Source organism: Actinacidiphila acididurans (assembly GCF_016918855.1).
GTDB classification, from domain to species: Bacteria; Actinomycetota; Actinomycetes; order Streptomycetales; family Streptomycetaceae; genus Actinacidiphila; species Actinacidiphila acididurans.
This window is the reverse complement of the sequence record NZ_JADKYB010000008.1, coordinates 19,138-44,126: the sequence shown is the minus strand read 5'-3', so window position 1 is coordinate 44,126 and position 24,989 is coordinate 19,138. Positions and strand designations below refer to the sequence as shown.

The window sequence follows — 24,989 nt, the reverse complement described above, 5'->3', positions numbered from 1 at the left end:
ACAACTCCCGCACATCTTCTGCGCAATGCCCGCCGTCACCTCCGACCGGCCGGTGCAATACGGCGCCGGGCTTTTCGGACAGCGGCGCCCAGAACATCCGTGGCCGACAGAAAGGTGCCGCCTGCACGGCTCATTCCGGCGCGGGTCGCGGCCCGCGCCCGGGCCGCGGGGCGGTTCCGGGCGGCCAGCAGGTCCTCGAACAGGGCGACATGGCGCCCGGCGATCGCGGCCGGATCGTATCGCTCGGACGCGGCCAGGGCGGCGCGGCCCATGGCGGCCCGCCGCTCGTCGTCCTCGGCCAGCGACAGCAAAGCCGCCGCAATGGCGTCGATGTCGCGGGGCGGCACAAGGAGTCCGGTGACGCCGTCCCGGACGATTTCGCGCGGGCCCAGCGGGCAGTCCGTGGCCACCACCGGCAGGCCGACCCGCATTCCTTCCACGATGGTCATCCCGAAGGACTCCATGGTGGAGGTGACGGCCAGGACCGACGCCTTGGCGAGTTCGGGCTCCAGCGGGGCGGCCGGGCCCATCAGCGTCACCTGTGCGCCGGCGCCGAGTTCGCCGATCAGCGTCTGGAGTTCGGCGCGCTTGGGGCCGGTGCCGTACAGCCGCAGCGACCAGTCCGGGCGGGCGGCGGCGACCTTGGCGAAGGCGCGGATCAGGTCGTCGTACCGCTTGGCCTCGGCGAGCCGGCCGGCCGCGACCACGACCGGGGCCGAGCAGTCGGAAGGGGCGACCCGGGCGGGCGGCACGCTGTTGGGGACGGCGGTCACCCGCAGGCCGGGCAGGCGGCGGCGGTAGACGGCCGCGTCGGCCTCGGTGGTGGTGGTCACCGCGTCCAGGCCGGGGTAGCGGCGGCGCAGTTCGAGCACCAGGCGGGTGGAGTGGGTGTCCAGCGTCAGGTGCTCCTGCGCCACCCTGACCATGCGGCGCGGCGCCTGGCGGGCGAGATGGACGTTGAGCCCGGGCCGGGTGCCGACCACCACGTCCGCGTCGAGCCCGGCCAGGCACGCGCCGATCAGTTCGTCGGTGAGGGCGCTGTACTCGCCGTGGCGCCGGTCGCCGACCGGGAAGACCGCGGACGGCAGGCGGCGGCGCGGGTCGGCCAGGACTCTGTCGGGGCTGTCCTTGCGCAGGTCGGCCAGCGGCCGCAGGCGCACCCGGGGGTCCAGCTCGAACTGCGGCCGGTCGCGGTCCCGGAGCACCGAGACGATCTCCACCTCGTGCTCGCCGGCGAGCTGCCCGGCCAGGTTGAAGGTGGTGCGGATGGTGCCGCCGATGCCGTAGGCGGTGTGGAGCAGAAAGGCGATGCGCATACGTGTCCCCGTGCCCGGCCTGGTCCCCGCCGGACCCCGGCCGGCACCGGGCCGTCACCGACGGTTCACCGTGCCGTGGGGCGGCGGGCTTTCCGCCGACCCTAGCAAGGGCCTTCCCGTCACGGAGCGTCCCCGCCCATCCCCTGGACGCGGGGACGGGCGGGGACGGGCGGGGACGGACGCGGACGCAAGGGTGCGGTCAAGCGCGGTTCAGCGAACGGTCAGGGCAGGGTCAGTTCGGCACCGATGCCCAGGGTGTCCGGGTCGGCGCCGACCGTCCGCCTGTTGGCCCGGTACAGCGTGACCCAGCCGCCGTCGATGTGGTGGTCGGCGGCGATGGAGGACAGGTTCTCCCCCGCCTGGACGGTGTACGTGGTCTGCACGGCGGCCCCACCGTACGTGCTCTGCCCGGCGGCGGCCGCCCGGCCGTTCAGTCCGAGCCGGTCGGCGCAGGACGGCCAGGCGCCCCAGCCCTGCTCGCGCTGGACGCTGCGGGCGATCGTGATCTGGGCACCGGGGCTCGCCAGATCCGCGCGCCGGGCGTATTGCCGCCCGCCGAACCGCTCCCAGGTGGGCTGGTAGAACTGCAGCCCGCCGTAGAAGCCGTTTCCGGTGTTGATGTGCCAGTCGCCACTGCTCTCGCACATCGCGAGGTCGTCCCACACGGAAGGGTCGGCGGAGGAGTCGCGGCCGGGGGTGCCCGCAGGGCGGGCCGTGACGGCAGCGGCCGCCCCGACGGCATGGAGCGGAGGGGCCTCGGCTTCGCGCGGTCGAGCCGCCGCCGCGTGGGCGGGGTGCGCGAAGAACGGCAGCAGCGTGGCGGCACCCAGCGCGACGAGGGCGGTGGCGGCACGTGCGGCCGCGTGACGATTGTTCGACAGTTCGATCATCGGGCCACGCTAAGCACACCCGCCCCCTTGATCCCTTGCGACACGTCCACCCGCGTCCCGCGTGCCACCCTGGTGGACTATCCCCGGCCGGGTCGTCCGCCGGGCCCGACTGCGCTGCCCGCGCGGTCCGGGAGGCGCGCCAACGGTTTCCGACACAAACCGTGACTCCCGCCGCGGACGGCCCGTTGTCACTGTGCGCCGGGGCAGGCCCGGCATTCGGGCTTCGTGACGCATTCGTGACGCACCATCGCATTTCCAAGGAGACTCCCGTGGCGCCCATGCTCGACGTGAGTGACGAGGTACGAGCCGAGATCGGCGACGAGGAGACCGCGCGCCTCCTCAACGGCGAGAACGCGCCGGGGACGTACGACTGCACGTCGTGCCGCACTCCCGGCGACACCGGGCAGGAGCGGACCAGCACGGTGCTGTTCGTGGGCGGCGAGACCGCGGTGCTGGCCTTCGCGCACGCCACCTGCATCCCCTCCCAGGTGGTGCCGGTCTCCGAGGAGCAGTTGCAGGGAGCGGTGCGCAGCATCTCGATCGGTGCCGAGGCCGGGCAGCAGGGGCGTGCGTACGATCCGTACGGAGTGAACGTCGCGGGTGATCCGGGCGGCCCGTACCCGGGCGGATCGCAGCCGGGTCAGGGGGCCGGGCTGGACCCGACGCCGCGCCAGGCGGTGCTGGGCATCACGTGCGGGCTGATCCTGGTGGAGCAGCAGGTGCACCCGGCGCTGGTGGTGGAGCCGACCGGCCCGATCGCCCGGGTGGGCACCAGCGGGAGCGGCGACGACTTCCTGCCGCTGCTGATCGAGCAGGGCTTCATGCCGCAGCTCGACCTGGACCGGCGGCCGTCGCCGCTGCACGGCTGGTCGGTGCTGCTGGCGATGGGAAAGCTGCACGCGGTGCTCCAGCCCGGCGACGGCGGGATGCAGCCGGTCGCCTGGTGGCAGGCGCACCAGCCGCTCCAGGTGAGCGACGGCTGGCGGGCGGCGGCAGCGCGCGGCAACGAGGTGTACGTGTACGCCGGCCCGGCCGGCTCCATCGGCCGCCAGCCGCGCGAGGACCTGATGCGGGACGCGCTGATCCGCGCGAGTTCCCGGGGCCTGCTGGTGGCGGCGACCATGCCGCTGGCCGGGACCTGACCGGGCGGCCGGACCGGCCACGAGGCAGGACCGGCCCGGCGGCGGTTCACGGCAGGGCCCGGAACAGAGGTCCGGGTCGGCGGTCCGAGTCGGACGGTCCGGGGGCGTGGCTCCAGGGGGCGCGTACGTGGCGGCGTACGCGCCCTCTGGCACGTCCGCGCCCGACCGATGCTTCCACGCACCGGCCTGCGCCGGGGTCAAAGATCTGAATGAGACCGTACGGACCGCATCCCGCCGCACTTGGTGTCGTTTGCAGTTACGTGCACACCTTTGACCCCTCTGCCCGGTCTCCCTATCAGCGCTACATCCCGCCGATGCGCTCCGCGCAGGAGCCCGCGCGAGCGGGTGGCAGCGGCACGCCGATCTACGACGCGCTGTACGCGGAGTACCGCCGGCTCTTCCGTAACCTGCCCGGCGACCGCAGCGGCGAGGAGGGGTGGGAGTTCACCGCCTTCGCGTCGTGGCACACGCAGCACACGCCGTTCGACGGCGAGGGCCGGCACCGCTCGAACGGCCCGGCGGCGCTGCCACCGGGCCGCCCCGACAACCGGCTGCACTGACCGCCGGGTCGCACGGGCCACCACCGCCCGGGCAGGCACGCCGACCTGCCGCGGGGACGGGCGCTACTTGCGGCGGCGCTTCTCCCGGACCCGGACCGACACCTGGATGGGCGTCCCTTCGAAGCCGAACTCCTCGCGCAGCCGCCGCTCGATGAACCGCCGGTAGCCCGCCTCCAGGAAGCCGGAGGCGAAGAGCACGAAGCGCGGCGGCTTGGTCCCGGCCTGGGTGCCGAACAGGATGCGCGGCTGCTTGCCGCCCCGGATCGGGTGTGGGTGGGCGGCCACCAGTTCGCCGAGGAAGGCGTTCAACCGCCCGGTGGGCACCCGGGTCTCCCAGCCGGCCAGCGCGGTCTGGATCGCCGGGACCAGCTTCTCCATGTGGCGTCCGGTGCGGGCCGACACGTTCACCCGCGGCGCCCACTGCACCTGCACGAGGTCCCGCTCGATCTCGCGCTCGAGGTAGTGGCGGCGCTCCTCGTCCAGCATGTCCCACTTGTTGTACGCGATCACCACCGCGCGGCCGGCGTCGACCGCCATCGACACGATCCGGGTGTCCTGCTCGGCCAGGGACTCGCCGGCGTCGATCAGCACCACCGCGACCTCGGCCTTCTCCAGGGCCGCGGCCGTACGCAGCGAGGCGTAGTAGTCGGCGCCCTCGGTGAGGTGGACCCGGCGGCGGATGCCCGCGGTGTCGATGAACTTCCAGGTGATCCCGCCGAGTTCGATCAGCTCGTCCACCGGGTCGCGGGTGGTGCCGGCCGTCGGGTCGACCACCACCCGGTCCTCGCCGGCGACCCGGTTCAGCAGGGACGACTTGCCGACATTCGGCCGGCCGATCAGCGCGATCCGGCGCGGGCCGCCGACCCTGTCGCCGAAGGTGACCGCCGGGGCCTCGGGCAGCACCTCGATGATGGCGTCCAGCAGGTCGCCGGTGCCGCGGCCGTGCAGCGAGGAGACCGGGTAGGGCTCGCCGAGACCGAGGTTCCACAGCGCGTACGCGTCCGCCTCGCCGGACGGGCCGTCCACTTTGTTGGCGGCCAGCACCACCGGCTTGCCGGCCCGGCGCAGCAGCTTGACCACGGCCTCGTCGGTGTCGGTGGCGCCCACGGTGGCGTCCACCACGAACACCACGGCGTCGGCGGCCTCGATGGCGAACTCGGCCTGGGCGGCGACGGACGCGTCGATGCCGAGCACGTCCTGCTCCCAGCCGCCGGTGTCCACCACCTTGAAGCGGCGGCCGTTCCAGTCGGCCTCGTACGCCACCCGGTCGCGGGTGACGCCGGGGCGGTCCTCGACCACCGCCTCGCGGCGGCCGATGATCCGGTTCACCAAGGTCGACTTGCCGACATTGGGACGGCCCACGACGGCGAGCACCGGCAGCGGACCGTGTCCGGCCTCCGCCAGGTCCTCGGCCACCTCGTCGAGGTCGAAGCCCTCCTCGGCGGCCATCTCCATGAACTCGGCGTATTCGGCCGTGCCGAGATCGCCGTGCTCGTCGTGCTGGTCCATGAGGTTCTCTCCGTACGTCGACAGGGGGCTGCCGGTACCCAGTGTGGGGGCAGCCGGGTGGTTCAGCGGCCAGTGGCCTGCCGGGCCTCGGCCAGGTGCGCGCTCAGCCGTTCGCGGATCCGGGCGGTCGCCTCGTCCATGACGCTGCGGGTGCGCCGCCCGCTGCCGTCACCGGCCGTGAACGGCTCGCCGAAGACGACGTCGATCCGGGCGCGCAGCGGCGGCAGCGCGGGCACTGCACGGCCGCGGCGGGCGGTGCCGAGGACGGCGACCGGCACCACCGGGGCGCCGGAACGCACCGCGAAGTAGGCCAGGCCGCCGCGCAGTTCGGCGAAGTCGCCCTCGCCGCGGGTGCCCTCGGGGAAGATGCCGAGCACTCCCCCGGCGGCCAGGACGCCGAGCGCCCCGGTGATCGCGGCGCGGTCCGCGGCGGTACGGTCGATCCGGATCTGGCCGATAGCGCGCAGGAACGGGTCGAGCGGGCCGATGAACGCCTCTTTCTTCACCAGGAAGTGCACCGGCCGCGGCGAGGTGCCGAGCAGCACCGGGCCGTCCACGTTGTGGCTGTGGTTCACGGCGAGGATGACCGGCCCCTGCGCGGGCACCTTCCAGGCACCCAGCACCCGCGGCCGGTACAGGCTGTGCACCAGGCTTATCGCGGTCCGGCGCCCGAAGGCGACACCGCGTCCGGTCGGCACCGCGGGCGCGGCGCCGCGCCGCTCGGTCACCCGGGCGCCGGGGGCGGAGCTGCCCCCGGGCGCGGCGGCCTCGCCGGGCACCGCGCGCTCGGCGGAGGCACTGTCCGTGGTCGCCGCATCAGCGTCGGTCACGGCACCACTGTCGCTCACAGCGCCGCCGTCCGCCGCCGTACGAGCCTGCGCAGGCGTACGTGCGTCGGCAGGCGTACGACCGTGGGCCGCCGCGGCGCCGTCCGCCGCAGTGCCGCCCTCGATCGCGGAGCCGCCCTCGGTCACAACGCCGTCCGCTTCTCCTCGACCAGGTTCACGACGCGCTCGACGACCTGCTCCAGGGTGAGGTCGGTGGTGTCCACCTCGATCGCGTCGTCGGCCTTGGCCAGCGGGGAGGTGGTCCGGCCGGAGTCGGCGGCGTCCCGCTTGGCCAAGGCGGCCTGGGTGACGGCGACGCTCTGGGTGCCGCCCAGCTCACCGCTGCGGCGCGCGGCCCGGGCCTCCGCGGAGGCGGTGAGGAAGATCTTGACGGTGGCCCGCGGGAAGACGGTGGTGCCGATGTCGCGGCCCTCGACCACTATTCCGGCCCCGGCGGCGGCGGCCGCGGCCCGCTGGACCTCGACCATCCGGGTGCGGACCTCGGGCACCGCGCTGACGGCGCTGACCGCGGCGGTGACCTCCTGGGTACGGATCGGCCCGGTCACGTCCTCGCCGTCCACGCTGATGGCCGGGGCGGCCGGGTCGGTGCCGGAGACGATCACCGGCTTGCCGGCGCAGTCGGCGACGGCGAGCGGGTCGTTCACGTCCACCCCGTTGCGCAGCATCCACCAGGTGACCGCCCGGTACTGCGCGCCCGTGTCGAGGTAGCTCAGTCCGAGCTTGGCGGCGACCGCCCTTGACGTGCTCGACTTGCCCGTGCCGGAGGGTCCGTCGATTGCGACGATCACCGGATGTGCCACAGCGGAGAGCCTTCCTCGGAGCGCGGGAGCGGGGGTGGGACCGGCGGGTCGCCGTATGCCATCCCCCAAGGTTACCGGCCATCCGGGGAGCGCCTTGCCACCCGTTTGCCGCAGCGCCCGCGGTGCCGCCGCGGTGTCCCGGGCGCCCGGGGCGCCCGGGGCACGCCGGGCCCGCTGCGCGCCGCCTACTGCCGCAGCGCCCAGCCGCGCTCGCGCAGGGCGGCGGTCAGGGTCGGGGCGGTGCGCGGCTCCACCATGAGCTGGACCAGACCGGCCTGCTGGGCGGTGGAGTGCTCGATCCGGACGTCCTCGATGTTGACGCCGGCCGCTCCGGCGTCGGCGAAGAGGCGGGCCAGCTCGCCGGGCTGGTCGCCGATGAGGACGGCGACGACCTCGTAGCTCTTCGGGGCGGCGCCGTGCTTGCCGGGGACCTTGGCGCGGCCGGTGTTGCCGCGCCGCAGCAGGTCCTCGATGCCGGCCGCGCCCTCCCGCCGCTTGTCGTCGTCCGAGCTCTGCAGGGCGCGCAGCGCGGCCACCGCGCCGGTCAGGTCGGCCGCGAGGTCGGCGAGGACGTCGGCGACCGGGCCGGGGTTGGCGGCGAGGATGTCCATCCACATCCCGGGCGCGGACCCGGCGATCCGGGTGACGTCGAGTATCCCCGGCCCGCACAGGCGTACCGCGGTGTCCTCGGCGTGCTCCAGGCGGGCGGCGACCATGCTGGAGACCAGGTGCGGGGTGTGCGAGACCAGGGCCACCGCGCGGTCGTGCGCGTCGGCGTCCATCACCACGGGCATGGCCCGGCACAGCGCGACCAGCTCCAGCGCGAGGTTCAGCACCTCGGTCTCGGTCTCCGCGGTGGGGGTGAGCACCCAGGGGCGGCCCTCGAACAGGTCCGCCGTGGCGGCCAGCGGCCCCGAGCGCTCGCGGCCCGCCATCGGATGGGTGCCGATGTACGAGGTCAGGTCGCAGCCCAGCGCTTCCAGCTCGCGGCGCGGACCGCCCTTGACGCTCGCCACGTCCAGATAGCCGCGGCCCAGGCCCCGCGCGAAGGCGTCGGCCAAGGTCGTCGCGACGTGGGCCGGCGGCACGGCGACGATCACCAGGTCCACCTGTTCCCCGGGCTCGCCCGCGGTACCCGCGCCCAGCGCGGCGGCGGTCCGTACGGCCGAGTCGTCGTGGTCGACGAGGTGCACGTCCACGCCGCGGGCGCTCAGGGCGAGTGCGGCGGACGTGCCCATCAGGCCGGTTCCGATGACCAGGGCGGTCCTCACGGGGTACCTCACGTAGGGGGTGGGTGCGGGTAGGGGCGGACTGGGCTTGCAGGTGCGTTCAGCGTAGTCATTCTTGACCGTCCCGGGTGCCCCTTGCTGTCCGGCTCCGGACCTTGCGGTCCGTGGGGGGCTTGGCCCTCCGGGGTGCCCCTTGCTGTCCGGCTCCGGACCTTGCGGTCCGTGGGGGGCTTGGCCCCCTGGGGTGCCCCTTGCTGTCCGGCTCCGGACCTTGCGGTCCGTTGCGGCTTGTCGCGCAGTTCCTCGCGCCCCTGAATGGTGCGGGCCGTCCCGCGGTACCCGGCCCGTCCGGGGTGACCCTTGCGGTCCGTGGCGGCATGTCGCGCCCCGCGGCGCCAGCCGCATAACAAATACAGCCCCGCGCCCCCGAATGGTGCCGGTCGCCCCGCGGACCCCGACCCGTCCAGGGTGACCCTTGCTACCCGTCCCGGACCTGCGGTCCGTTGTGGCTTGTCACGGGCGGCGCCAGCCGCACATCAAACAGAGCCCCGCGCCCCTGAATGGTGCCGGTCGCCCCGCGGACCCCGGCCCGTCCAGGGTGACCCTTGCTGCCCGTCTCCGGACCTGCGGTCCGTGGTGGGCTTGTCGCGCCCCGCGGCGCCAGCCGCATATCGAATACAGCCCCGCGCCCCTGGTTGGTGCGGGCCGTCCCGCGTGGCCCGGCAATAATGCGGGCCATGCGGGAGTCGGTGGAAGAAAAATTGGTGCGGGAGCACACGGTGTTGGGGTGCGTGGTGGGGTTACGGGCGTATGGGTTGGGGGGTGGGGAGGGGGAACGGCGGGGGGTTTATGTGGCGCCGACGGAGTTGTTCTGGGGGTTGGAGAAGCCGCCGGAGCAGGTGAGGGGGGCGCGGGAGGGGGAGGTGGTGTGGGAGGTGGAGCGGGTGTGTGTGCTGGGGCTCGGGGCGGGGCCCGGGGTGCTGGAGTGTTTGTACTCGCCGGTGGTGGAGCGGGTGGAGGCGGTGGGGCGGGAGTTGCTCGAGGTGCGGGACGCGTTTTTGTCCCGGCGGGTACGGGAGACGTTCCGGGAGCAGGCGGACCGGTATTGGGGGCGGGCCGAGGCGGAGCTGCGAGAACGTGGGGTGCCGGGGTGGGGCCAGGGGATGCATCATCTGCGGCTGATGCTGGAGTGCCGTGATCTGCTGCGCACCGGGAGCTTGGCGGTGGACGCGGGGCCGCACCGGGAGCGGCTGCTCGCGGTGCGGAGGGGGGAGCGGACCTGGGAGGAGGTACGGGCCTGGGCCCGTACCCTGCGCGAGGAGGTGGACGCGGCGGCCGGCGGAAGCCCGCTGCCGACCGAGCCGGACCGGGCCCGGGTCGAGGACTTCCTGCGGCGGGTGCGGCGGGCCTCGGCGGTCGGCGAGCCGATCGGCGCCGAGGCGGTCACCACCGCGGCCGCCGCCCGTACGGTGTCCGGCACCGGTACGAGCGCGGGCCCCGGGGCCGCTCTGGTCGCGCCGGCCGGCTGACGTACGGTCCCGGGCCGCGCCCCCGCTCCTACAGGTCCACCTCACGCATGAGCATGCCGACCTCGGTGTTGGTCAGCCGGCGCAGCCAGCCGGACTTCTGGTCGCCGAGGGGGATGGGGCCGAAGCCGGTGCGGACCAGCTTGTCGACCGGGAAGCCGGCCTCGGCGAGCATGCGGCGCACGATGTGCTTGCGGCCCTCGTGCAGGGTGACCTCGACGAGGTAGTTCTTGCCGGTGTTCTGGACCACCCGGAAGTGGTCGGCGCGGGCCCAGCCGTCCTCCAGCTCGATGCCGTTCTTGAGCTGCTTGCCCAGGTCGCGGGGCAGCGGGCCCTGGATCGCGGCGAGGTAGGTCTTCTTCACGCCGTAGCGGGGGTGGGTGAGGCGGTGGGCCAGCTCGCCGTGGTTGGTGAGCAGGATGATGCCCTCGGTCTCGGTGTCCAGCCGCCCGACGTGGAACAGCCGGGTCTCCCGGTTGGTGACGTAGTCGCCCAGGCACTGCCGCCCGTCCGGGTCCTCCATGGTGGACACCACGCCGGCCGGCTTGTTGAGCGCGAAGAACAGATACGACTGGGTGGCGACGGTCAGCCCGTCCACCTTGACCTCGTCGTGGGCCGGGTCGACCCGCAGGCCCTGCTCCGTGACGATCCTGCCGTTGACCTCGACGCGCCGCTGCTCGATCAGCTCCTCGCAGGCCCGCCGCGAGCCCATGCCGGCCCGTGCCAGCACCTTCTGCAGCCGCTCGCCCTCCTGCTCGGCGCCGGGGAAGGTCTTGGGGAGCGCGGGCCGGGCCTTGTCGTGCCGCTGCCGGTTGCGCTCTTCGATCTGTGCCTCCAGCTCACGCGGCACCGCGGGCACGGTGCCCTTCCCGCGGTTGCCGGTGGCCTTGGGAGTTGTGCCCTTGGTACGGGGCATGCCGCCGGGACGGTTGGCGCCGGACTGGCCGGTGCTGCCTACGTCGTATCGGCGCTCCTCGGGGCGCGGCCGACGCGGGCGCGCCGGCCCGTCGGGAGCGCCCTCGCGCCGCTCCGGGGCCGATCCGCGCCGCTCCGGGGCCGATCCGCGGCGGTCCGGCGTGCCGGACCGCCGGTCCTGCCCGCTGCCGCTCCGGTCGGGGGCACCGCCACGGCGCTCCGGGGAGCCGCCGCCGGACCGCCGCCCGCCGGGCGTGCCGCCGCCGCGCCGGTCGCCGCCGCTCCCGCGGGGGGTCCGGTCGCCGCCGCTGTTCCTGTCACTGCTTCGCATCAAGATTCCGTAGTCGAGGTGTCGTCCGGAGCGTCCGGGTCGAACGACGGCAGCCCCTCCTGGGACTCCGCCTCGACCGCGTCCGCCTCCGGCAGGAACGGGGCGAGCTCGGGCAGCTCGTCGAGGCTGCGCAGGCCCATACGTTCCAGGAAGTAGTTCGTCGTCCTGTACAGGATCGCACCTGTCTCGGGTTCCGTCCCACCTTCTTCGATCAGCCCGCGCTGGAGCAGGGTGCGCATGACGCCGTCGCAGTTGACGCCGCGCACCGCGGAGACCCGGGACCGGCTGACCGGCTGTCGGTAGGCGACCACGGCCAGCGTCTCCAGCGCGGCCTGGGTGAGCCGGGCCTGCTGGCCGTCCAGGACGAACTTCTCCACGGCCGGGGCGAAGGCGGGCCGGGTGTAGAACCGCCAGCCGCCGGCCACCAGCCGCAGGTCGAAGCCGCGGCCCTCGCGGGTGTAGTCCTCGGACAGCTCGCGCAGCGCCTTGGCCACCGCCCTGCGCGGCCGGTCCAGCACCTTGGCCAGGTGATCCTCGGTGGCGGGCTCGTCCACCACCATCAGCACGGCCTCCAGGGCGGGCTTGAGCTCCAGCTCGGCGGTCGCCGCGGCGAGCAGGCCGGCGGGCGCCTCGGCGGTGCCTTCCGGGGTGCCCGGGTCCAGGCCGGCGGCCTTCGCGGTGAGGTCGGCGAGGTCGGTCATTCCTGCGCTCCGTTCGTGCGGTGCGGGTCCTGCGAGTCCTGCGTGCCGTTCGTACTGCCCTTGTCGCTCTTGCCGTCCTTGGCGTCCTTGCCTGCGTCGGGGGCGGCCTCGCGGTCGAACTCGTCGGTGACCAGCGGGGCGCCGGTGTCCTCGGCGGCGCCGGTCCAGCGGACCTGGAGGGCGCCCAGCGCCTCCTCCTGGTCCAGCGCGACGGCCTTCTCCCGGTAGAGCTCCAGCAGGGCAAGGAAGCGGGCGACGACGGTGAGGGTGTCGGGCGCGTCCTCGGTGAGTTCCACGAAGCTGGCCGCGCCCCGCTCCCGCAGCAGCGCGATCACGTGCTCGGCCTGCTCCCTGACGCTCACCAGCGGCGCGTGGATGTGGTCGACGTACACCTGCGGCTTCGGCTTGGGCTGCATCGCCTTCACCGCGAGGCGGGCGAACCGCTCCGGGCCGATGCTCAGCACGACCTCGGGCAGCAACTCCGCGTGCTGGGGCTCCAGGCCCACCGTCCGCGGGTGGCTCAGCGTCTCGTTCTCCAGCCGCTCGGCGAAGATCGCGGCGATCTGCTTGAACGCGCGGTATTGCAGGAGCCGCGCGAAGAGCAGGTCCCTGGCCTCCAGCAGCGCGAGGTCCGCCTCGTCCTCCACTTCCGCTGCGGGCAGCAGCCGGGCCGCCTTCAGGTCGAGCAGCGTGGCCGCCACCACCAGGAACTCCGTCGTCTGGTCCAGGTCCCAGTCCGGGCCCATCGCGTTGATGTACGCCATGAACTCGTTCGTGACCTTCGACAGCGCGACCTCGGTGACGTCCAGCTTGTGCTTCGAGATCAGTTGCAGCAGCAGGTCGAAGGGGCCCTCGAAGTTGGCGAGCCGCACGGTGAATCTGTTTGTCGGTTCAGTCGCCTCTTCCGCTGCCTCCCGCACGTCGGGACCGGCCTCAGCGGGTTCCGGTTCCGGCTCGGGCGCCGCCGTTACGGATTCTGGTGCCGGTTCCGGTACGGGTGCCGGTTCCTGTTCCGGTGCCTGTACGGGGGTCGGTGCCGGTTCCGGTTCCACCGTGGGTTCGGGCTTCGCCATGGGTTCCGGTTGCGCTGCCGCGCCACGGCCGAGCGTGCGGCGACGCGGGGCGACGGAGTCGTCGGAGGTGGTCGACATGGCGGTCCAGGGTGCGGGGGCTCTGACACGGCAGGCTATCGCGCGCCCGGGCGCGGCCGGAGTACCCGGGGCTGCGCATGCGCCGCGGGGCAACCATCAGGGGCGCTCCCGGCGAACCGCCCGTCGCCAGGCGGGCCCAGGGCTACTCCCGGCGAGCCCCACGCAGTGGTCAGCGGCCCCTGAGGCGGCGGACCAGGATGCTCGCGTCGCCGCGGGATTCGAGGTCGGCGAGGACGACGGCGACGGCTTCGCGGACGATGCGGCCGCGGTCGATGGCCAGGCCGTGCTCGCCGCGAAGGACAAGGCGGGCGTGCTCGAGGTCCATGAGTTCCTCGGCGGAGACGTAGACGGTGATCTTCTCGTCGTGGCGCTCGCGTCCGCTTGGGCGGCGGTTCTGGCGGGGGGCCTTGCGGCGGGCGGGGGCGGGGGCCTGCGGGTTGGCGGTGATCGGGGGCGGGACGGGGGCGCGGTCCGGGCGGTCCTGCGAAGGGACGGCGGGGGTGACGGGCGGGACCTGGGGGGTGACGGTGGCGGTCACGGTGGGGGCGCCCGCGGCGGCCGTGGGCACACCGGAGCGGTCCCCGGTGAGCGGGCGGCGGGCGTGCGTGGAGGTGTCGCGGCCGGCTTCTGCGGCGGCCCGCGGTCCCGCCTCGCCGTCCGCGCCCTGTGACCGGCTGTCGTCGTCCTCGTCGGGGACGGGCCGCAGCCGTGCTTCGCCCTGTGCCGCGCCGTTGTCCTCGCCACTGGTGTGCTGCCGCGGTGTCGGTGCCTGGAGTGCGGCTCCCCCGGTGGTCCGGAACAGTTCGTCGGCGCCCGGCAGACTCACTCGGCGTGGCACCGGGCGAGCACCTCCCTGGCGAGCTGGCGATAGGCGGCGGCGCCGACGGAGTTGGAGGCGTAGGTGGTGATCGGCTCGCCGGCCACGGTGGTCTCGGGGAACCGTACGGTCCGGCCGATCACGGTGTGGAAGACGTGGTCGTCGAAGGCCTCGACCACGCGGGCCAGCACCTCGCGGCTGTGCACGGTCCTGGAGTCGTACATCGTGGCGAGGATGCCGTCGAGCTCCAGCTCGGGGTTGAGCCGCTCGCGGACCTTCTCGATGGTCTCGGTGAGCAGGGCGACACCGCGCAGCGCGAAGAACTCGCACTCCAGCGGGACGATCACCGAGTGCGCCGCGGTGAGGGCGTTGACGGTGAGCAGGCCGAGCGAGGGCTGGCAGTCGATGACGATGTAGTCGTAGTCGGCCATGAGCGGCTTCAGGGCGCGCTGGAGCGCGGACTCCCGGGCCACCTCGCTGACCAGCTGGACCTCGGCGGCGGACAGGTCGATGTTGCTGGGCAGCAGGTCCATGCCGGGCACGGCGGTCTTCAGCAGCACCTCGTCGGCGGCGAGACCGCGTTCCATCAGCAGGTTGTAGACCGTGATGTCGAGTTCCATCGGGTTGACGCCGAGGCCCACCGACAGCGCGCCCTGCGGGTCGAAGTCGACCAGCAGCACCCGGCGGCCGTACTCGGCCAGCGCGGCGCCCAGGTTGATGGTGGAGGTGGTCTTGCCGACCCCGCCCTTCTGGTTGCACATCGCCACGATCTTGGCGGGGCCGTGGTCGGTGAGCGGGTTGGGGATCGGGAAGTACGGCAGGGGCCGGCCGGTGGGGCCGACGCGCTCGCGCCGCTGCCGCGCCGCGTCCGGGGCGAGGGTGGCGGCGTACTCGGGGTCCGGCTCGTACTCGGCGTCCGGGTCGTAGAACTGACCGTCCTGCAGGTCGTCGTCGTTGTCGAACGGACCCGAGTCGTAGATGTTCCGGGCCTCGGTGGACGGTTCGGACCGCCGGGACTCAAAGGTACGAACCGCGACGGAACCAGCGGTCATTCCTGGTTGACCACCTCCGGGAGCAAATGTCGACTCGTTCACAAGTCGTCTTACCTCCTTGGTGACCAGGAAATTTCTAGACAGGTCAGCGTGGTGACACAGCCGACGTTCCGCGACTCTATGGCGTGTCGGCGGTTCGCAGCAACACAATCCGCCGGACACGGCACGATGTGTCGATAACGGAACGCCCTTCTGTCAAGGGTGCAAGCAGACGAACGGCCGGGTCTCATTGGTCAAGACCCGGCCGTTGGCGCGCAGTTGACGCGGCCCGGCAATTCAGCCGAGCAGAGTGTGCAGGTCCACGGAGGTGAGGCCGTGCGCCTCGGCCACCGGACCGTAAACCACCTGTCCCTCATGGGTGTTGAGTCCGCGGGCGAGTGCCGCGTCACGCCGCAGTGCCTCCTGCCAGCCGAGGTTGGCCAGTTCCACGACGTAGGGCAGGGTCGCGTTGGTCAGCGCATAGGTGGAGGTGTTGGGCACCGCGCCGGGCATGTTGGCCACGCAGTAGAACACCGAGTCGTGCACCGTGAAGGTGGGTTCGGCGTGCGTGGTGGGGCGCGAGTCCTCGAAGCAGCCGCCCTGGTCGATGGCGATGTCGACCAGCACCGAGCCGGGCTTCATCCGCGACACCAGCTCGTTGCTCACCAGCTTGGGCGCCTTTGCGCCGGGGATCAGCACCGCGCCGATGACCAGGTCCGCCTCCAGGACGGCCTGCTCCAGGGACAGCGAGTTGGACGCCAGGGTCTGCACCCGGTTGCCGAACACCTTGTCGGCCTCGCGCAGCTTGTTGACGTCCTTGTCGAGCAGGGTGACGTGGAAGCCGAGACCCAGCGCGATGGTGGCCGCGTGCCAGCCCGAGACGCCGGCGCCGATGACGACGGCGATGCCGGACTTCACGCCGGGCACGCCGCCCGGCAGCACGCCGCGGCCGCCGTGCGAGCGCATCAGGTGGTAGGCGCCGACCTGCGGGGCGAGCCGGCCGGCCACCTCGGACATCGGGGCCAGCAGCGGCAGGTGGCGGCCGGCGGTCTCGACCGTCTCGTAGGCGATCGCGGTGGTGCCTGACTCCAGCAGTGCGGTGGTGCACTCGCGGGAGGCGGCCAGGTGCAGGTAGGTGAAGAGGACCTGGTCCTTGCGCAGCCGGTGGTACTCCTCGGCGACCGGCTCCTTGACCTTCAGCAGCAGGTCCGCGGTCGCCCACACCTCGTCGGCGGTGGGCAGGACGGCGGCGCCGGCCGCGGTGTACTCCGCGTCGGGGATGGAGGAGCCCGTGCCCGCGCCCTGTTCGACGACGACCTGGTGTCCGTTGCGAACGAGTTCGTGCACTCCGGCCGGGGTGATGGCCACGCGGAACTCGTTGTTCTTGACCTCGCGGGGGATGCCCACCTTCACGTCGATCACGGTCCTTGCACTCAGGGGTACTGGAGGTTGTCCAGACATGGTGCGAGAAGGCACGACACGTCGGACCTGACCGCGTTGTGTGCGGCGAGGCCCAGTCTAGTGAAGGAGGAGCCGCTGTCCAGCCTTACAAAGTGGTGGGTTCAGCGGAGAGCGTTGGCAGTTTCGTAGGCTGGTGGCCGAAACCGCATGAAGCCGGGCGGACGGCGCGGACGGCCCCGACCAGGTGGAAGGCCTGCCGGAGGACCGCCGGAAGGGCCCCCGGGGGGGCCGCTCGGGAAGGTCGAGCGGAACGGACGCTCAGAAGGGCGGCAGTTCGCCGGGCCGCAGCAGCTTCGCGGCCGCCGCGCGGTGCAGCCGGGAGCCGGCCGGGTCGCCGAGCCGGCCCAGGGTGTCGGCCAGCCGCAGCAGCACGGCCGCCTCCAGTCGCCGCTCGCCGGCCTGCCGGGCCCAGTACAGGGCGTCGCGGCAGGTGCGCAGGGCGTCCTCGGGGTGGCCCGCGTACTCCTGCACCCGGGCCACCTCGGTGAGCGCGCGGGCCTGCGCGCCGAGGTCACCGAGCCGTCGGTGCACCCCGGCGGCCGAGCGCCATTCGCGCAGCGCGGGCCCGTAACGGCCCAGATACGTGAGCACCGCGCCGATCCGGGCGTGCAGCCGGGCCTGGTGGGGAAGTTCACCGCGGGCCTGGCGCAGTGCGAGGGCCCGGCCGAACCAGTCGGTGGCCCGCGGCAGGTCCTGGAGTTCCAGGTAGGTGCCGCCCAGGGCCTCCAGCGCGCGGCCCTCCGCTTCGGTGTCGTCGCCGGCCCGGGCCGCGTCCAGTGCCCTGCGGTACGTCTCCAGCGCCCTCTGCGGGCGGCCGGCCTCCGCGTCGAGGTCGGCGATGTTGATCAGGGCGGCCGCGGTCTCCCGGTGCAGGCCGCGCCGACGGGCGACGTCGAGCACCAGGCGGTGCAGTTCGTACCGCTCGGCCGCGGTGGCCCCGGCCCCGCCGGGCCAGGCGGCCAGGGTACGGACCAACGCGGCGATCAGCCGCCGGGCCAGGGTGTCCAGGTCGCCGTCCGTGACGGCCGAGCGGGCCGCGGCCATCAGCGCCGGCCGCTTCTCCCGCAGCCACTGGGCGGCGGCCGCGGCGGAGGCGAACCTGAGGGCAGGGGGCAGCCCGTCGGCCGGCGACTCCCCGGCCAGCGCGGCCCGGCACGACTGCAGCAGCCGTACGGTGCGCTCCAGCATCCGGGCCCGGGCCAGTTGCACGTCCTCCGGGCGGTCCCGGGCGGCCAGTTCGGCCCGCAGCAGCGGCGCCAGGCAGTCGGGTACGGCGTAGCGCCCGTCGGCGCCGCCGAGCAGGCCGCCGGCGGTGAAGTCGGAGAGCGTGGCCTCCGCGGCCGCCACCGAGCAGCCGACCAGCGCGGAGGCGACCTGCGCGTCCACCACGCCGGCCGGGGCCAGCACCAGCAGCCGCAGCATCCGGGCGGCGACGGCCGGCAGATCCTGGTGCACCAGCCGGAAGGCCCGGACCAGTTCGCCGGGGGCGGGGGGCTTCGGGGCGGGATCTGCGGTCTCGGTGTCGTCCCGGGTGTCCTTGCCGTCCCCCTCACCTGCGCCGTCGTGTTCGGCGCGGTCCGGGGCGGCGGCGGTGACCGGTGTGTCCGGCGTTTCCCGCAGCCTTTTGACGGCGTCGGCCATCGAGGTGCGGGGGCGTTCGGCGAGCCAGGCGCCGACCAGGCGCAGCGCGGTGGGGTGACCGGCGGTCTCCTGCACCAGGGCCTCGGCGGCGCGCGGGTCATTGGTCACCCGGGTCGGGCCGATCGTACGGGCCAGCAGCGCGACCCCCGCGGGCGTGTCGAGGCCGCCCAGCGTGCACGGCCGCACATCGGGCACGCCGAACAGCGGCCCGTCCGAGGTGACCACCACCAGGCTGCCCGCCGCCCGCGGCAACAGCTCCGCCACCTGGTCGGCCCCCCGGGCCCCGTCCAGCACGACGAGCACCCGCCGCCCCTCCGTCCGGGCCCGCCACTGCGCGACAGGGCCGCCCGCGGCTTCCTGCCCGGACGCCGCCTGCGGACCCTCGGACGGCTTCGGGTCCGGCCGATCCGTCGCGGTCGGTACGGCGGCGGCGGTCGCGGACCCTCCGGCCGCCGGGGGCGCGGGCACGGACGTGGACGCGGACGCGGACGCAGACGCGGCGGAAGACCGTACGGCGGACGCGGACGTAGCGGACGTACGGTCCGTCGCCGGTGCGCCGGGCGGGGACGGCTGCCGTGCCGGGGCCGGTGCGGCCAGCAGGGCGCGGGCGACCCGGTCCGGGGAAAGGGGGGCGCCGGAGGGCGCGGTGAGGGTGACGAAGAAGGCGCCGTCGGGGTAGTCGGCGGCGACTTCCCGGGCCAGGCGCAGGGCGAGGGCGGTGCGGCCGGTGCCGGGGCGGCCGACGACCAGGAGGACCCGGGCCCGGGGCTCGGCGGGGCCGCCGGGGGTGGTGAGGCCGGGGCGGGCGATGTCGGCGCGCAGTTGGGCCAGTTCCCGGGTGCGGCCGACGAAATGGGCCGGGGGCGCGGGCAGCGCCCACGCGGCCCGGGGGACGGTCCCGGCGTCCCGCTCCGCGCCGGTGGGCTCCGCTGTCGCGGGGTCCTCCGCCGGGGAGGCGTTGAGCGCCTGGTCCGTCACGGGGTCACGCTCCGGGCACGTCGAGTGGCTGACGAGTGGCTGGCCCGTCGAGCCTAGTTCACCCGCGGCCCCCGGTTCCCGGCCATGACGCGGCCCGCCACCGGCAAATGATCACTCCATCGGATCATCGGTCCGGCACGGTTGACGAGCCCGCCGCACAGCCCTGCCCGGGCCCCGGCGAGGCCGAACGAGCGTCACCAGGAGGTCGGGCAGGCGCCGGGCAGATTTCAGGCAGACAGGACGCCGGACCGGCACGCCCGGCCCTTTCGGGCCGGGCGGCAGCCCAGCCGTACGCTCCCCGCTCTCTTACCGCCTATGCCGCGAAGGGCCGGGCCGGCCACGGCGCCTCGGCGGGGCGCAGCGCATCGAGGCCGCCGTCGGCGGCGAGTGCGGCCTGGACGGCGAGCACGCCGACCACCAGGCAGGTGTTGTGCAGGTCACCGGCAAGCGCGCCGCGGACCAGGTCGGCCAGCGAAGCCCGGGCCACCTCCATGTCGGCCTCCTCCTCGGAGACCTCGAAGCGCTCGCCGTCCGCCTCGGACAGCTCGCGGGCCAGGAAGATCCGTACCGCCTCGTCGCTGCCGCCCGGGCTGGTGTAGACGTCGGTCAGCACCCGCCAGTCCTCGGCCTTGACGTGCGCCTCCTCGTACAGCTCGCGCTGGGCGGCGTGCAGCGGGTTCTCGCCGGGGACGTCGAGCAGGCCCGCCGGGATCTCCCACAGCTTGTGCCGGACCGGGTGCCGGTACTGCCGCAGCACCAGCACGCGGCCTTCCTCGTCGAGGGCCAGGACGGCCACCGAGCCGGGGTGGACCTGGTAGTCCCGGGTGGCGGTGGAGCCGTCGGGCATCACCACGTGGTCGCTGCGGACGCCGGTCTTGCGGCCGGTGAAGGGGGTGCCGGTCTCGGTGACCGGCCACTCCTCCGGGGTGTCCTTGAGCATGTCAGCCTTCCTGCCGCTTGGCGGCCTGCACCGCCACCGCCGCCTTGACCAGCCCGGCGAACAGCGGGTGGGGGCGGGTGGGGCGGGACTTCAGTTCGGGGTGCGCCTGGGTCGCCACCAGGTACGGGTGCACCTCCCGGGGATACTCCACGTATTCCACCAGAGTGTTGTCGGGGGATGTCCCGGAGAAGACGATTCCGGTCTTCTTCTCCAGCTCGGCCCGGTAGGTGTTGTTCACCTCGTAGCGGTGCCGGTGGCGTTCCTCGACATAGGGCTGGTCGCCGTAGACCTCGCGGACGATGGAGCCCTCGGCGAGCTTGGCGGGATAGGTGCCCAGCCGCATGGTGCCGCCGAGGTCGCCCTTGCCGCCGACGATGTCGAGCTGCTCGGCCATGGTGGAGATCACCGGGTGGGCGGTGGCCGGGTCGAACTCGGTGGAGTTGGCGTCGTCGATGCCGGCCAGGTTGCGGGCGGCCTCGATCACGATGCACTGCAGGCCCAGACACAGGCCGAGCAGCGGAATGCCCTGCTCGCGGGCGTAGGTGATCGCCATCACCTTGCCCTCCACGCCGCGCTCGCCGAAGCCGCCGGGCACGCAGATCCCGTCCACGTCGCCGAGCTGCACGGCGGCCCCTGCCGGGGTCTTGCAGTCGTCGGAGGTGACCCACTTGATGTTGACCTTGGCCAGGTTGGCGAAACCGCCGGCCCGCAGCGCCTCGGTGACCGACAGATAGGCGTCGGGCAGGTCGATGTACTTGCCGACCAGGGCGACGGTGACCTCGTGCTCGGGCTCGTGCACCCGCTTGAGCAGGTCGTCCCAGCGGGACCAGTCCACGTCGCGGAACGGCAGGTCCAGCCGGCGGACCACGTAGGCGTCCAGGCCCTCGGCGTGCAGCACCTTGGGGATGTCGTAGATGGACGGCGCGTCGATGGCGGCGACCACCGCGTCCTCGTCCACGTCGCACATCAGCGAGATCTTGCGCTTGATCGCGGAGGGCACCTCGCGGTCGGCGCGCAGCACAATGGCGTCGGGCTGGATGCCGATGCTGCGCAGGGCGGCCACCGAGTGCTGGGTGGGCTTGGTCTTGAGCTCGCCGGAGGGGCCGATGTAGGGCAGCAGCGAGATGTGCACCACGAACACGTTGTCGCGGCCCACCTCGTGCCGCACCTGGCGCACCGATTCCAGGAACGGCAGCGACTCGATGTCGCCGACGGTGCCGCCGACCTCGGTGATCACCACGTCCACGTCGTCGGTGGCCATCCGCCGGATCCGCGACTTGATCTCGTTGGTGATGTGCGGGATGACCTGCACGGTGTCGCCCAGGTACTCGCCGCGCCGCTCCTTGGCGATGACCGTGGAGTACACCTGGCCGGTGGTGACGTTGGCCGAGCCGGCCAGGTTGACGTCCAGGAAGCGCTCGTAGTGGCCGATGTCGAGGTCGGTCTCGGCACCGTCGTCGGTGACGAAGACCTCACCGTGCTGGAACGGGTTCATGGTGCCGGGGTCGACGTTCAGGTACGGGTCGAGCTTCTGCATGGTGACCCGAAGGCCGCGTGCCTTCAGCAGCGCGCCGAGGCTGGACGCGGTCAGCCCCTTGCCGAGCGAGGAGGCCACGCCACCGGTGACGAAGATGTGCTTGGTCGTCGTGGATTTCGGCGCAAGTGCCAAGAGGGGGCTCCCGTGGTCGTCAGGTGAGGTCGGGCGCTGTCCCTGCCGGGAGCGCCGTCGCGGCGGTTCAGTGGTTCATCCCACCGGCCCACGGGCTACCAGGGTATCAGCGACGTCACCTGACCCGGCCGGGCGGCACGGGGCCCGTGCCTGCTCGCAGGGGTGTGCGGAGGCACGCAGCGGGCGGGTGAGGGGCGCGCGGGAGCGGCCCGCCGCGTTGTCGGCGGCAAGGATACGAGCACGGCATGGGGGTACGTGCGGGCCGTGCAGTGGGTACACCCGACCGGCCCAGCGAAGATCGCAATGACGCGCGCACGGCGTGCGCCGACGACGTATCCTGCTCGAACGCATTGCGCGAGCCGACCGGCATGGCACCATCCCCGCCCTCCTCCGGATCCTGAGCTCGTCACAGATCCCAGACCGCTAGACCGTCCCGTGGGGGGCGGGCCGTGTTCGACTGGAGTTGCACGTGGCAGGGCGTATCGAGGACTACGCACTCATCGGTGACATGCAGACCGCAGCGCTGGTCTGCAACAACGGCACTGTCGACTGGCTGTGCCTGCCGCGCTTCGATTCCCCGGCGATCTTCGCGGGGCTGCTCGGCACCGAGGAGCACGGTTTCTGGCGGCTGGGGCCGGCGCACCGCAAGGGCACCGAGCCCCCGCGGGCGACCCGCCGCAGGTACCGCGGCGACTCCCTGGTGCTGGAGTCGGAGTGGGACACCTGGCGCGGCACGGTCCGCGTGATCGACTTCATGCCGCCGCGCGACGGCGCACCGCAGCTCGTCCGGATAGTGGAAGGGGTCAGCGGCCGGGTGCCGATGTGCTCCACGCTGCGGATGCGGTTCGCGTACGGCAAGGTCACCCCGTGGGTGCACAAGGTCGGCGACCGTACGGTGGCGGTGGCCGGCCCGGACTCGGTCTGGCTGGACACCGAGGTGGAGACCTACGGGCAGGACCTGACCACGTACTCCGAGTTCACCGTGGCGCCCGGCGACCGGGTGGCGTTCACCATCAGCTGGGAGCCCTCGCACAAGCCGCAGCCGTCGCTGCCGGAGCCGGAGGTGGCGCTCGCCAACACCGAGGCGTTCTGGCGCGAGTGGGTGGAGCAGTGCACGTACACCGGCCCGTACCGCGAGGCCGTGGTCCGTTCGCTGATCACCCTGAAGGCCCTGACGTACGCGCCGACCGGCGGCATCGTTGCGGCCCCGACGACATCGTTGCCGGAGGACATCGGCGGCGTGCGCAACTGGGACTACCGCTTCACCTGGCTGCGGGACGCGGCGATCACCCTGTCCTCGCTGCTGCGCACCGGCTACCGCGAGGAGGCCCGCGCCTGGCGCGAGTGGCTGCTGCGCGCGGTGGCCGGCGACCCGGAGAACCTGCAGATCATGTACGGCATCGCGGGCGAACGCGAGCTGGGCGAGAACGATCTGGAGTGGCTGCCCGGGTACGAGAACTCCCGCCCGGTGCGGATCGGCAACGGCGCCGCCCACCAGCTCCAGCTCGACGTGTACGGCGAGGTCACCGAGGCGCTGCACCTGGGCCACATGACCGGCCTGGCCCGCAGCGACTACGCGAGCATCCTGCAGCTGAAGCTGATCCAGTACCTGGAGAAGCACTGGAACGAGCCGGACGAGGGCATCTGGGAGGTGCGCGGCCCGCGCCGCCATTTCGTGCACTCCAAGGTGATGGCCTGGGTGGCGGTGGACCGCACGGTCAAGCTGATCGAGTCCGGCGAGGCGGACGGCCCGCTGGAGCGGCTGAAGGACCTGCGGGACGAGATCCACTACGACGTGTGCGAGAAGGGCTACGACAAGGAGCGCAACACCTTCACCCAGTCGTACGGCTCCAAGGAGCTGGACGCCTCGCTGCTGCTGATCCCGCAGATGGGCTTCCTGCCGCCGGACGACAAGCGGGTGATAGGGACCATCGAGGCGATCCAGCGGGAGCTGTCCACTCCCGACGGCTTCGTGCTGCGCTACCCCACCACCAGCGGCGAGGACAACGTGGACGGGCTGCCGGGCGACGAGGGGGCCTTCCTGGCCTGCTCGTTCTGGCTGGCGGACGACCTGGCGATGATCGGCCGGGTGGAGGAGGCCCGCAAGCTGTTCGAGAAGCTGCTGGCGCTGCGCAACGACCTGGGGCTGCTGGCCGAGGAGTGGGACCCGCGGCTGAAGCGGCAGGTGGGCAACTTCCCGCAGGCGTTCAGCCATGTGCCGCTGATCGACACCGCACTGCGGCTGACGGCGGCCGGGGCGTTCCGCTCCTGACCCGGCGCGCGCCGCTTGCGGTCCGCCCGGCGCCGGAACGGTCCTGCGGGCCGCGGCGATGCTGCGATCGGACCGGGCGCCCGGGCGCCTGGTTCAGCCGCGCTGCATCAGCTCGTCGTAGACGCTGAGCACCTGGGCGACCGTGTCGTCCTCGGTGGGCCAGGTCGCTGCCTGGGCACGGCCGGCCGCGGCCAGGGCGGTACGGCGGGCGGGGTCGGCGAGCAGCCCGGTGACCGCGCGGGACAGCGCGACCGGGTCGCCGTACGGCACCAGGACGGCGGCGTCACCGACGAGTTCGGGGGTGCCGCCGACGGCGGTGGCGACCAGCGGCACCCCGGCGAACAGCGCCTCCTGGGCGAGCAGCGAGCGTGCCTCCCAGCGGCTGGGCAGCACCGCGAGATCCGCGGCGGCCAGCAGTTCCGGTACGTCGTCGCGGCGGCCCAGCAGCAGCACCGGCAGGTGCTCGGTGGCGATCCTGCGCTCCAATTCGGCGCGTTCCCCGCCCTCGCCGGCGATGACGACCAGCGGCCGGTGGTCCAGCCCGGCCCAGCGGCCGGCCGCGTCGAGCAGCACCTCGTGGCCCGCGTCGCGCTCCAGCCGGCCCACGGACAGCACCAGGGGGCGGTCCACCGCGCCGACGTCGGCGCGGATCTTGTGGATCAGCCGGTCGGTGTCGGCCGGCGGGCGGGGCGGGGCGGACGGGCGCGGCACTGACACCGGGGCCAGCCGCGCGTCCCGGGCGCCGTGCCCGCGGGCCCGGTCCACCAGGTCCGAGGAGACGCCCAGCACCACGGTGGCGCCGCGCACCGACCGCCGCTCCAGCCAGCGCAGCATCATGCCCTTGCGGCCGTCGGCGGGGGGCTCCGCGCCGTGCCAGGTGACCACCAGCGGGGTGCGGCGGCCGCCGAGCGCCATGGCGGCGAGCAGCCCGGCCCGCAGCCCATGGGCGTGCACCACCGCGGCGCCGGTGAACGCGGCTCGCAGCGCGGCGATCGCGGGCGCGTCGGCCGCGCCCCGGCGGCCGATGTCCACCGCCAGGAACCGCGCCCCGGTGGCGGGGATGGCGTAGTCGCGTCCGGCCAGGGCCGGACCGCAGACGGTGACCTCGACTCCGCGGGCGACCAGGCCCCCGGCCAGCGAGCTGACGTGCGCTCCGGCAGCCGCGCCCAGCACATGGACCGTGTGCAGCGGTCCGTGCGACAGGTGCGGCGGGGTCGGGGTACTGCTGCTCACGCGGGGTTCGGCTCCTGAGTGTGCGACGG

Annotated in this window: 20 protein-coding genes; 4 read left to right on the top strand and 16 right to left on the bottom strand. The window is 73.5% G+C overall.

Features of this window, described 5'->3' with window-relative positions; genetic code table 11:
* Positions 1–35 precede the first annotated feature (35 nt).
* Together ITX44_RS16290 and ITX44_RS42625 are read right to left on the bottom strand one after the other, a co-directional pair.
* Complete coding sequence (locus tag ITX44_RS16290) at positions 36–1,316, bottom strand: glycosyltransferase (RefSeq protein ID WP_205357959.1); 1,281 nt, start codon at positions 1,314–1,316, stop codon at positions 36–38.
* Positions 1,317–1,537: 221 nt separating this feature from the next.
* A complete protein-coding gene (locus ITX44_RS42625) occupies positions 1,538–2,206 on the bottom strand; it encodes a LysM peptidoglycan-binding domain-containing protein (protein WP_205357958.1) in 669 nt (222 codons plus the stop codon).
* A 269-nt stretch (positions 2,207–2,475) separates the two neighbouring features.
* On the opposite strand from ITX44_RS42625, the gene ITX44_RS16280 reads away from it, so the two are divergent.
* Both ITX44_RS16280 and ITX44_RS16275 read left to right on the top strand, forming a co-directional pair.
* A complete protein-coding gene (locus ITX44_RS16280; RefSeq protein ID WP_205357957.1) occupies positions 2,476–3,348 on the top strand; it encodes a DUF8842 C-terminal domain-containing protein in 873 nt (290 codons plus the stop codon).
* A gap of 314 nt (positions 3,349–3,662) precedes the next feature.
* Positions 3,663–3,908: a hypothetical protein gene (locus tag ITX44_RS16275; RefSeq protein ID WP_236060770.1), complete on the top strand. Its 246-nt coding sequence runs from the start codon at positions 3,663–3,665 to the stop codon at positions 3,906–3,908.
* Positions 3,909–3,971: 63 nt separating this feature from the next.
* On the opposite strand, the gene der is transcribed toward ITX44_RS16275, so the two are convergent.
* The 4 genes from der to ITX44_RS16255 all read right to left on the bottom strand — a co-directional run bounded on the left by der (position 3,972) and on the right by ITX44_RS16255 (position 8,336).
* Positions 3,972–5,417 (bottom strand): ribosome biogenesis GTPase Der, encoded by a 1,446-nt coding sequence (gene der, locus ITX44_RS16270; RefSeq protein WP_205357955.1) that lies wholly within the window; start codon positions 5,415–5,417, stop codon positions 3,972–3,974.
* Positions 5,418–5,479: 62 nt separating this feature from the next.
* Entirely contained in the window at positions 5,480–6,145 is a 666-nt protein-coding gene (locus ITX44_RS16265; protein WP_205358220.1) for a lysophospholipid acyltransferase family protein, read from the bottom strand.
* A gap of 242 nt (positions 6,146–6,387) precedes the next feature.
* Positions 6,388–7,065 (bottom strand): (d)CMP kinase, encoded by a 678-nt coding sequence (gene cmk, locus ITX44_RS16260; protein WP_307795297.1) that lies wholly within the window; start codon positions 7,063–7,065, stop codon positions 6,388–6,390.
* A gap of 185 nt (positions 7,066–7,250) precedes the next feature.
* Complete coding sequence (locus tag ITX44_RS16255) at positions 7,251–8,336, bottom strand: prephenate dehydrogenase (RefSeq protein ID WP_205357954.1); 1,086 nt, start codon at positions 8,334–8,336, stop codon at positions 7,251–7,253.
* Between the two features lie 686 nt (positions 8,337–9,022).
* On the opposite strand from ITX44_RS16255, the gene ITX44_RS16250 reads away from it, so the two are divergent.
* Positions 9,023–9,823 (top strand): nucleotidyltransferase domain-containing protein, encoded by an 801-nt coding sequence (locus tag ITX44_RS16250; protein ID WP_307795296.1) that lies wholly within the window; start codon positions 9,023–9,025, stop codon positions 9,821–9,823.
* A 28-nt stretch (positions 9,824–9,851) separates the two neighbouring features.
* Here the strand turns inward: ITX44_RS16250 and ITX44_RS16245 are convergent, their stop codons facing one another.
* The 9 genes from ITX44_RS16245 to pyrG form a co-directional block, all read right to left on the bottom strand.
* Positions 9,852–11,066 carry a pseudouridine synthase gene (locus ITX44_RS16245; RefSeq protein WP_205357952.1) on the bottom strand — a complete coding sequence of 405 codons (1,215 nt, stop codon included), beginning with the start codon at positions 11,064–11,066 and terminating at the stop codon, positions 9,852–9,854.
* On the bottom strand, positions 11,066–11,767 hold the full coding sequence (gene scpB, locus ITX44_RS16240; RefSeq protein WP_205357951.1) for an SMC-Scp complex subunit ScpB: 702 nt from the start codon (positions 11,765–11,767) through the stop codon (positions 11,066–11,068). The genes ITX44_RS16245 and scpB overlap by 1 nt, the downstream gene beginning before the upstream one ends.
* Positions 11,764–12,918: a segregation and condensation protein A gene (locus tag ITX44_RS16235; protein ID WP_205357950.1), complete on the bottom strand. Its 1,155-nt coding sequence runs from the start codon at positions 12,916–12,918 to the stop codon at positions 11,764–11,766. Before ITX44_RS16235 ends, scpB begins: the two co-directional genes overlap by 4 nt.
* A gap of 169 nt (positions 12,919–13,087) precedes the next feature.
* The gene (locus ITX44_RS16230; protein WP_205357949.1) at positions 13,088–13,756 is read right to left on the bottom strand and encodes a hypothetical protein; all 669 of its coding nucleotides are present in this window, start codon (positions 13,754–13,756) and stop codon (positions 13,088–13,090) included.
* Entirely contained in the window at positions 13,741–14,715 is a 975-nt protein-coding gene (locus tag ITX44_RS16225; RefSeq protein WP_205358218.1) for a ParA family protein, read from the bottom strand. Before ITX44_RS16225 ends, ITX44_RS16230 begins: the two co-directional genes overlap by 16 nt.
* A 348-nt stretch (positions 14,716–15,063) precedes the next feature.
* A complete protein-coding gene (ald, locus tag ITX44_RS16220; protein ID WP_205357948.1) occupies positions 15,064–16,188 on the bottom strand; it encodes an alanine dehydrogenase in 1,125 nt (374 codons plus the stop codon).
* Positions 16,189–16,485: 297 nt separating this feature from the next.
* Complete coding sequence (locus ITX44_RS16215; protein ID WP_205357947.1) at positions 16,486–18,846, bottom strand: tetratricopeptide repeat protein; 2,361 nt, start codon at positions 18,844–18,846, stop codon at positions 16,486–16,488.
* 313 nt (positions 18,847–19,159) lie between these two features.
* A complete protein-coding gene (locus tag ITX44_RS16210; protein ID WP_205357946.1) occupies positions 19,160–19,786 on the bottom strand; it encodes an NUDIX domain-containing protein in 627 nt (208 codons plus the stop codon).
* A gap of 1 nt (position 19,787) precedes the next feature.
* Positions 19,788–21,455, bottom strand: coding sequence for a CTP synthase (pyrG, locus tag ITX44_RS16205; RefSeq protein WP_205357945.1), 1,668 nt, complete (start codon positions 21,453–21,455; stop codon positions 19,788–19,790).
* Between the two features lie 463 nt (positions 21,456–21,918).
* Between pyrG and ITX44_RS16200 the strand changes: the two genes are divergently transcribed.
* Positions 21,919–23,727 carry a glycoside hydrolase family 15 protein gene (locus ITX44_RS16200; protein WP_265934226.1) on the top strand — a complete coding sequence of 603 codons (1,809 nt, stop codon included), beginning with the start codon at positions 21,919–21,921 and terminating at the stop codon, positions 23,725–23,727.
* Positions 23,728–23,820: 93 nt separating this feature from the next.
* On the opposite strand, the gene ITX44_RS16195 is transcribed toward ITX44_RS16200, so the two are convergent.
* Positions 23,821–24,960 (bottom strand): glycosyltransferase family 4 protein, encoded by a 1,140-nt coding sequence (locus tag ITX44_RS16195; RefSeq protein WP_205357944.1) that lies wholly within the window; start codon positions 24,958–24,960, stop codon positions 23,821–23,823.
* Positions 24,961–24,989: the final 29 nt, after the last annotated feature.

Excerpts from the sequence above, each read along its gene's own strand:
- ITX44_RS16290 (WP_205357959.1), bottom strand. The coding sequence starts at position 1,316 with ATGCGCATCGCCTTTCTGCTCCACACCGCCTACGGCATCGGCGGCACC.
- ITX44_RS42625 (WP_205357958.1), bottom strand. The coding sequence starts at position 2,206 with ATGATCGAACTGTCGAACAATCGTCACGCGGCCGCACGTGCCGCCACC.
- ITX44_RS16275 (WP_236060770.1), top strand. The coding sequence starts at position 3,663 with ATGCGCTCCGCGCAGGAGCCCGCGCGAGCGGGTGGCAGCGGCACGCCG.
- der (WP_205357955.1), bottom strand. The coding sequence starts at position 5,417 with ATGGACCAGCACGACGAGCACGGCGATCTCGGCACGGCCGAATACGCC.
- ITX44_RS16250 (WP_307795296.1), top strand. The coding sequence starts at position 9,023 with ATGCGGGCCATGCGGGAGTCGGTGGAAGAAAAATTGGTGCGGGAGCAC.
- ITX44_RS16245 (WP_205357952.1), bottom strand. The coding sequence starts at position 11,066 with ATGCGAAGCAGTGACAGGAACAGCGGCGGCGACCGGACCCCCCGCGGG.
- scpB (WP_205357951.1), bottom strand. The coding sequence starts at position 11,767 with ATGACCGACCTCGCCGACCTCACCGCGAAGGCCGCCGGCCTGGACCCG.
- ITX44_RS16235 (WP_205357950.1), bottom strand. The coding sequence starts at position 12,918 with ATGTCGACCACCTCCGACGACTCCGTCGCCCCGCGTCGCCGCACGCTC.
- ITX44_RS16210 (WP_205357946.1), bottom strand. The coding sequence starts at position 19,786 with ATGCTCAAGGACACCCCGGAGGAGTGGCCGGTCACCGAGACCGGCACC.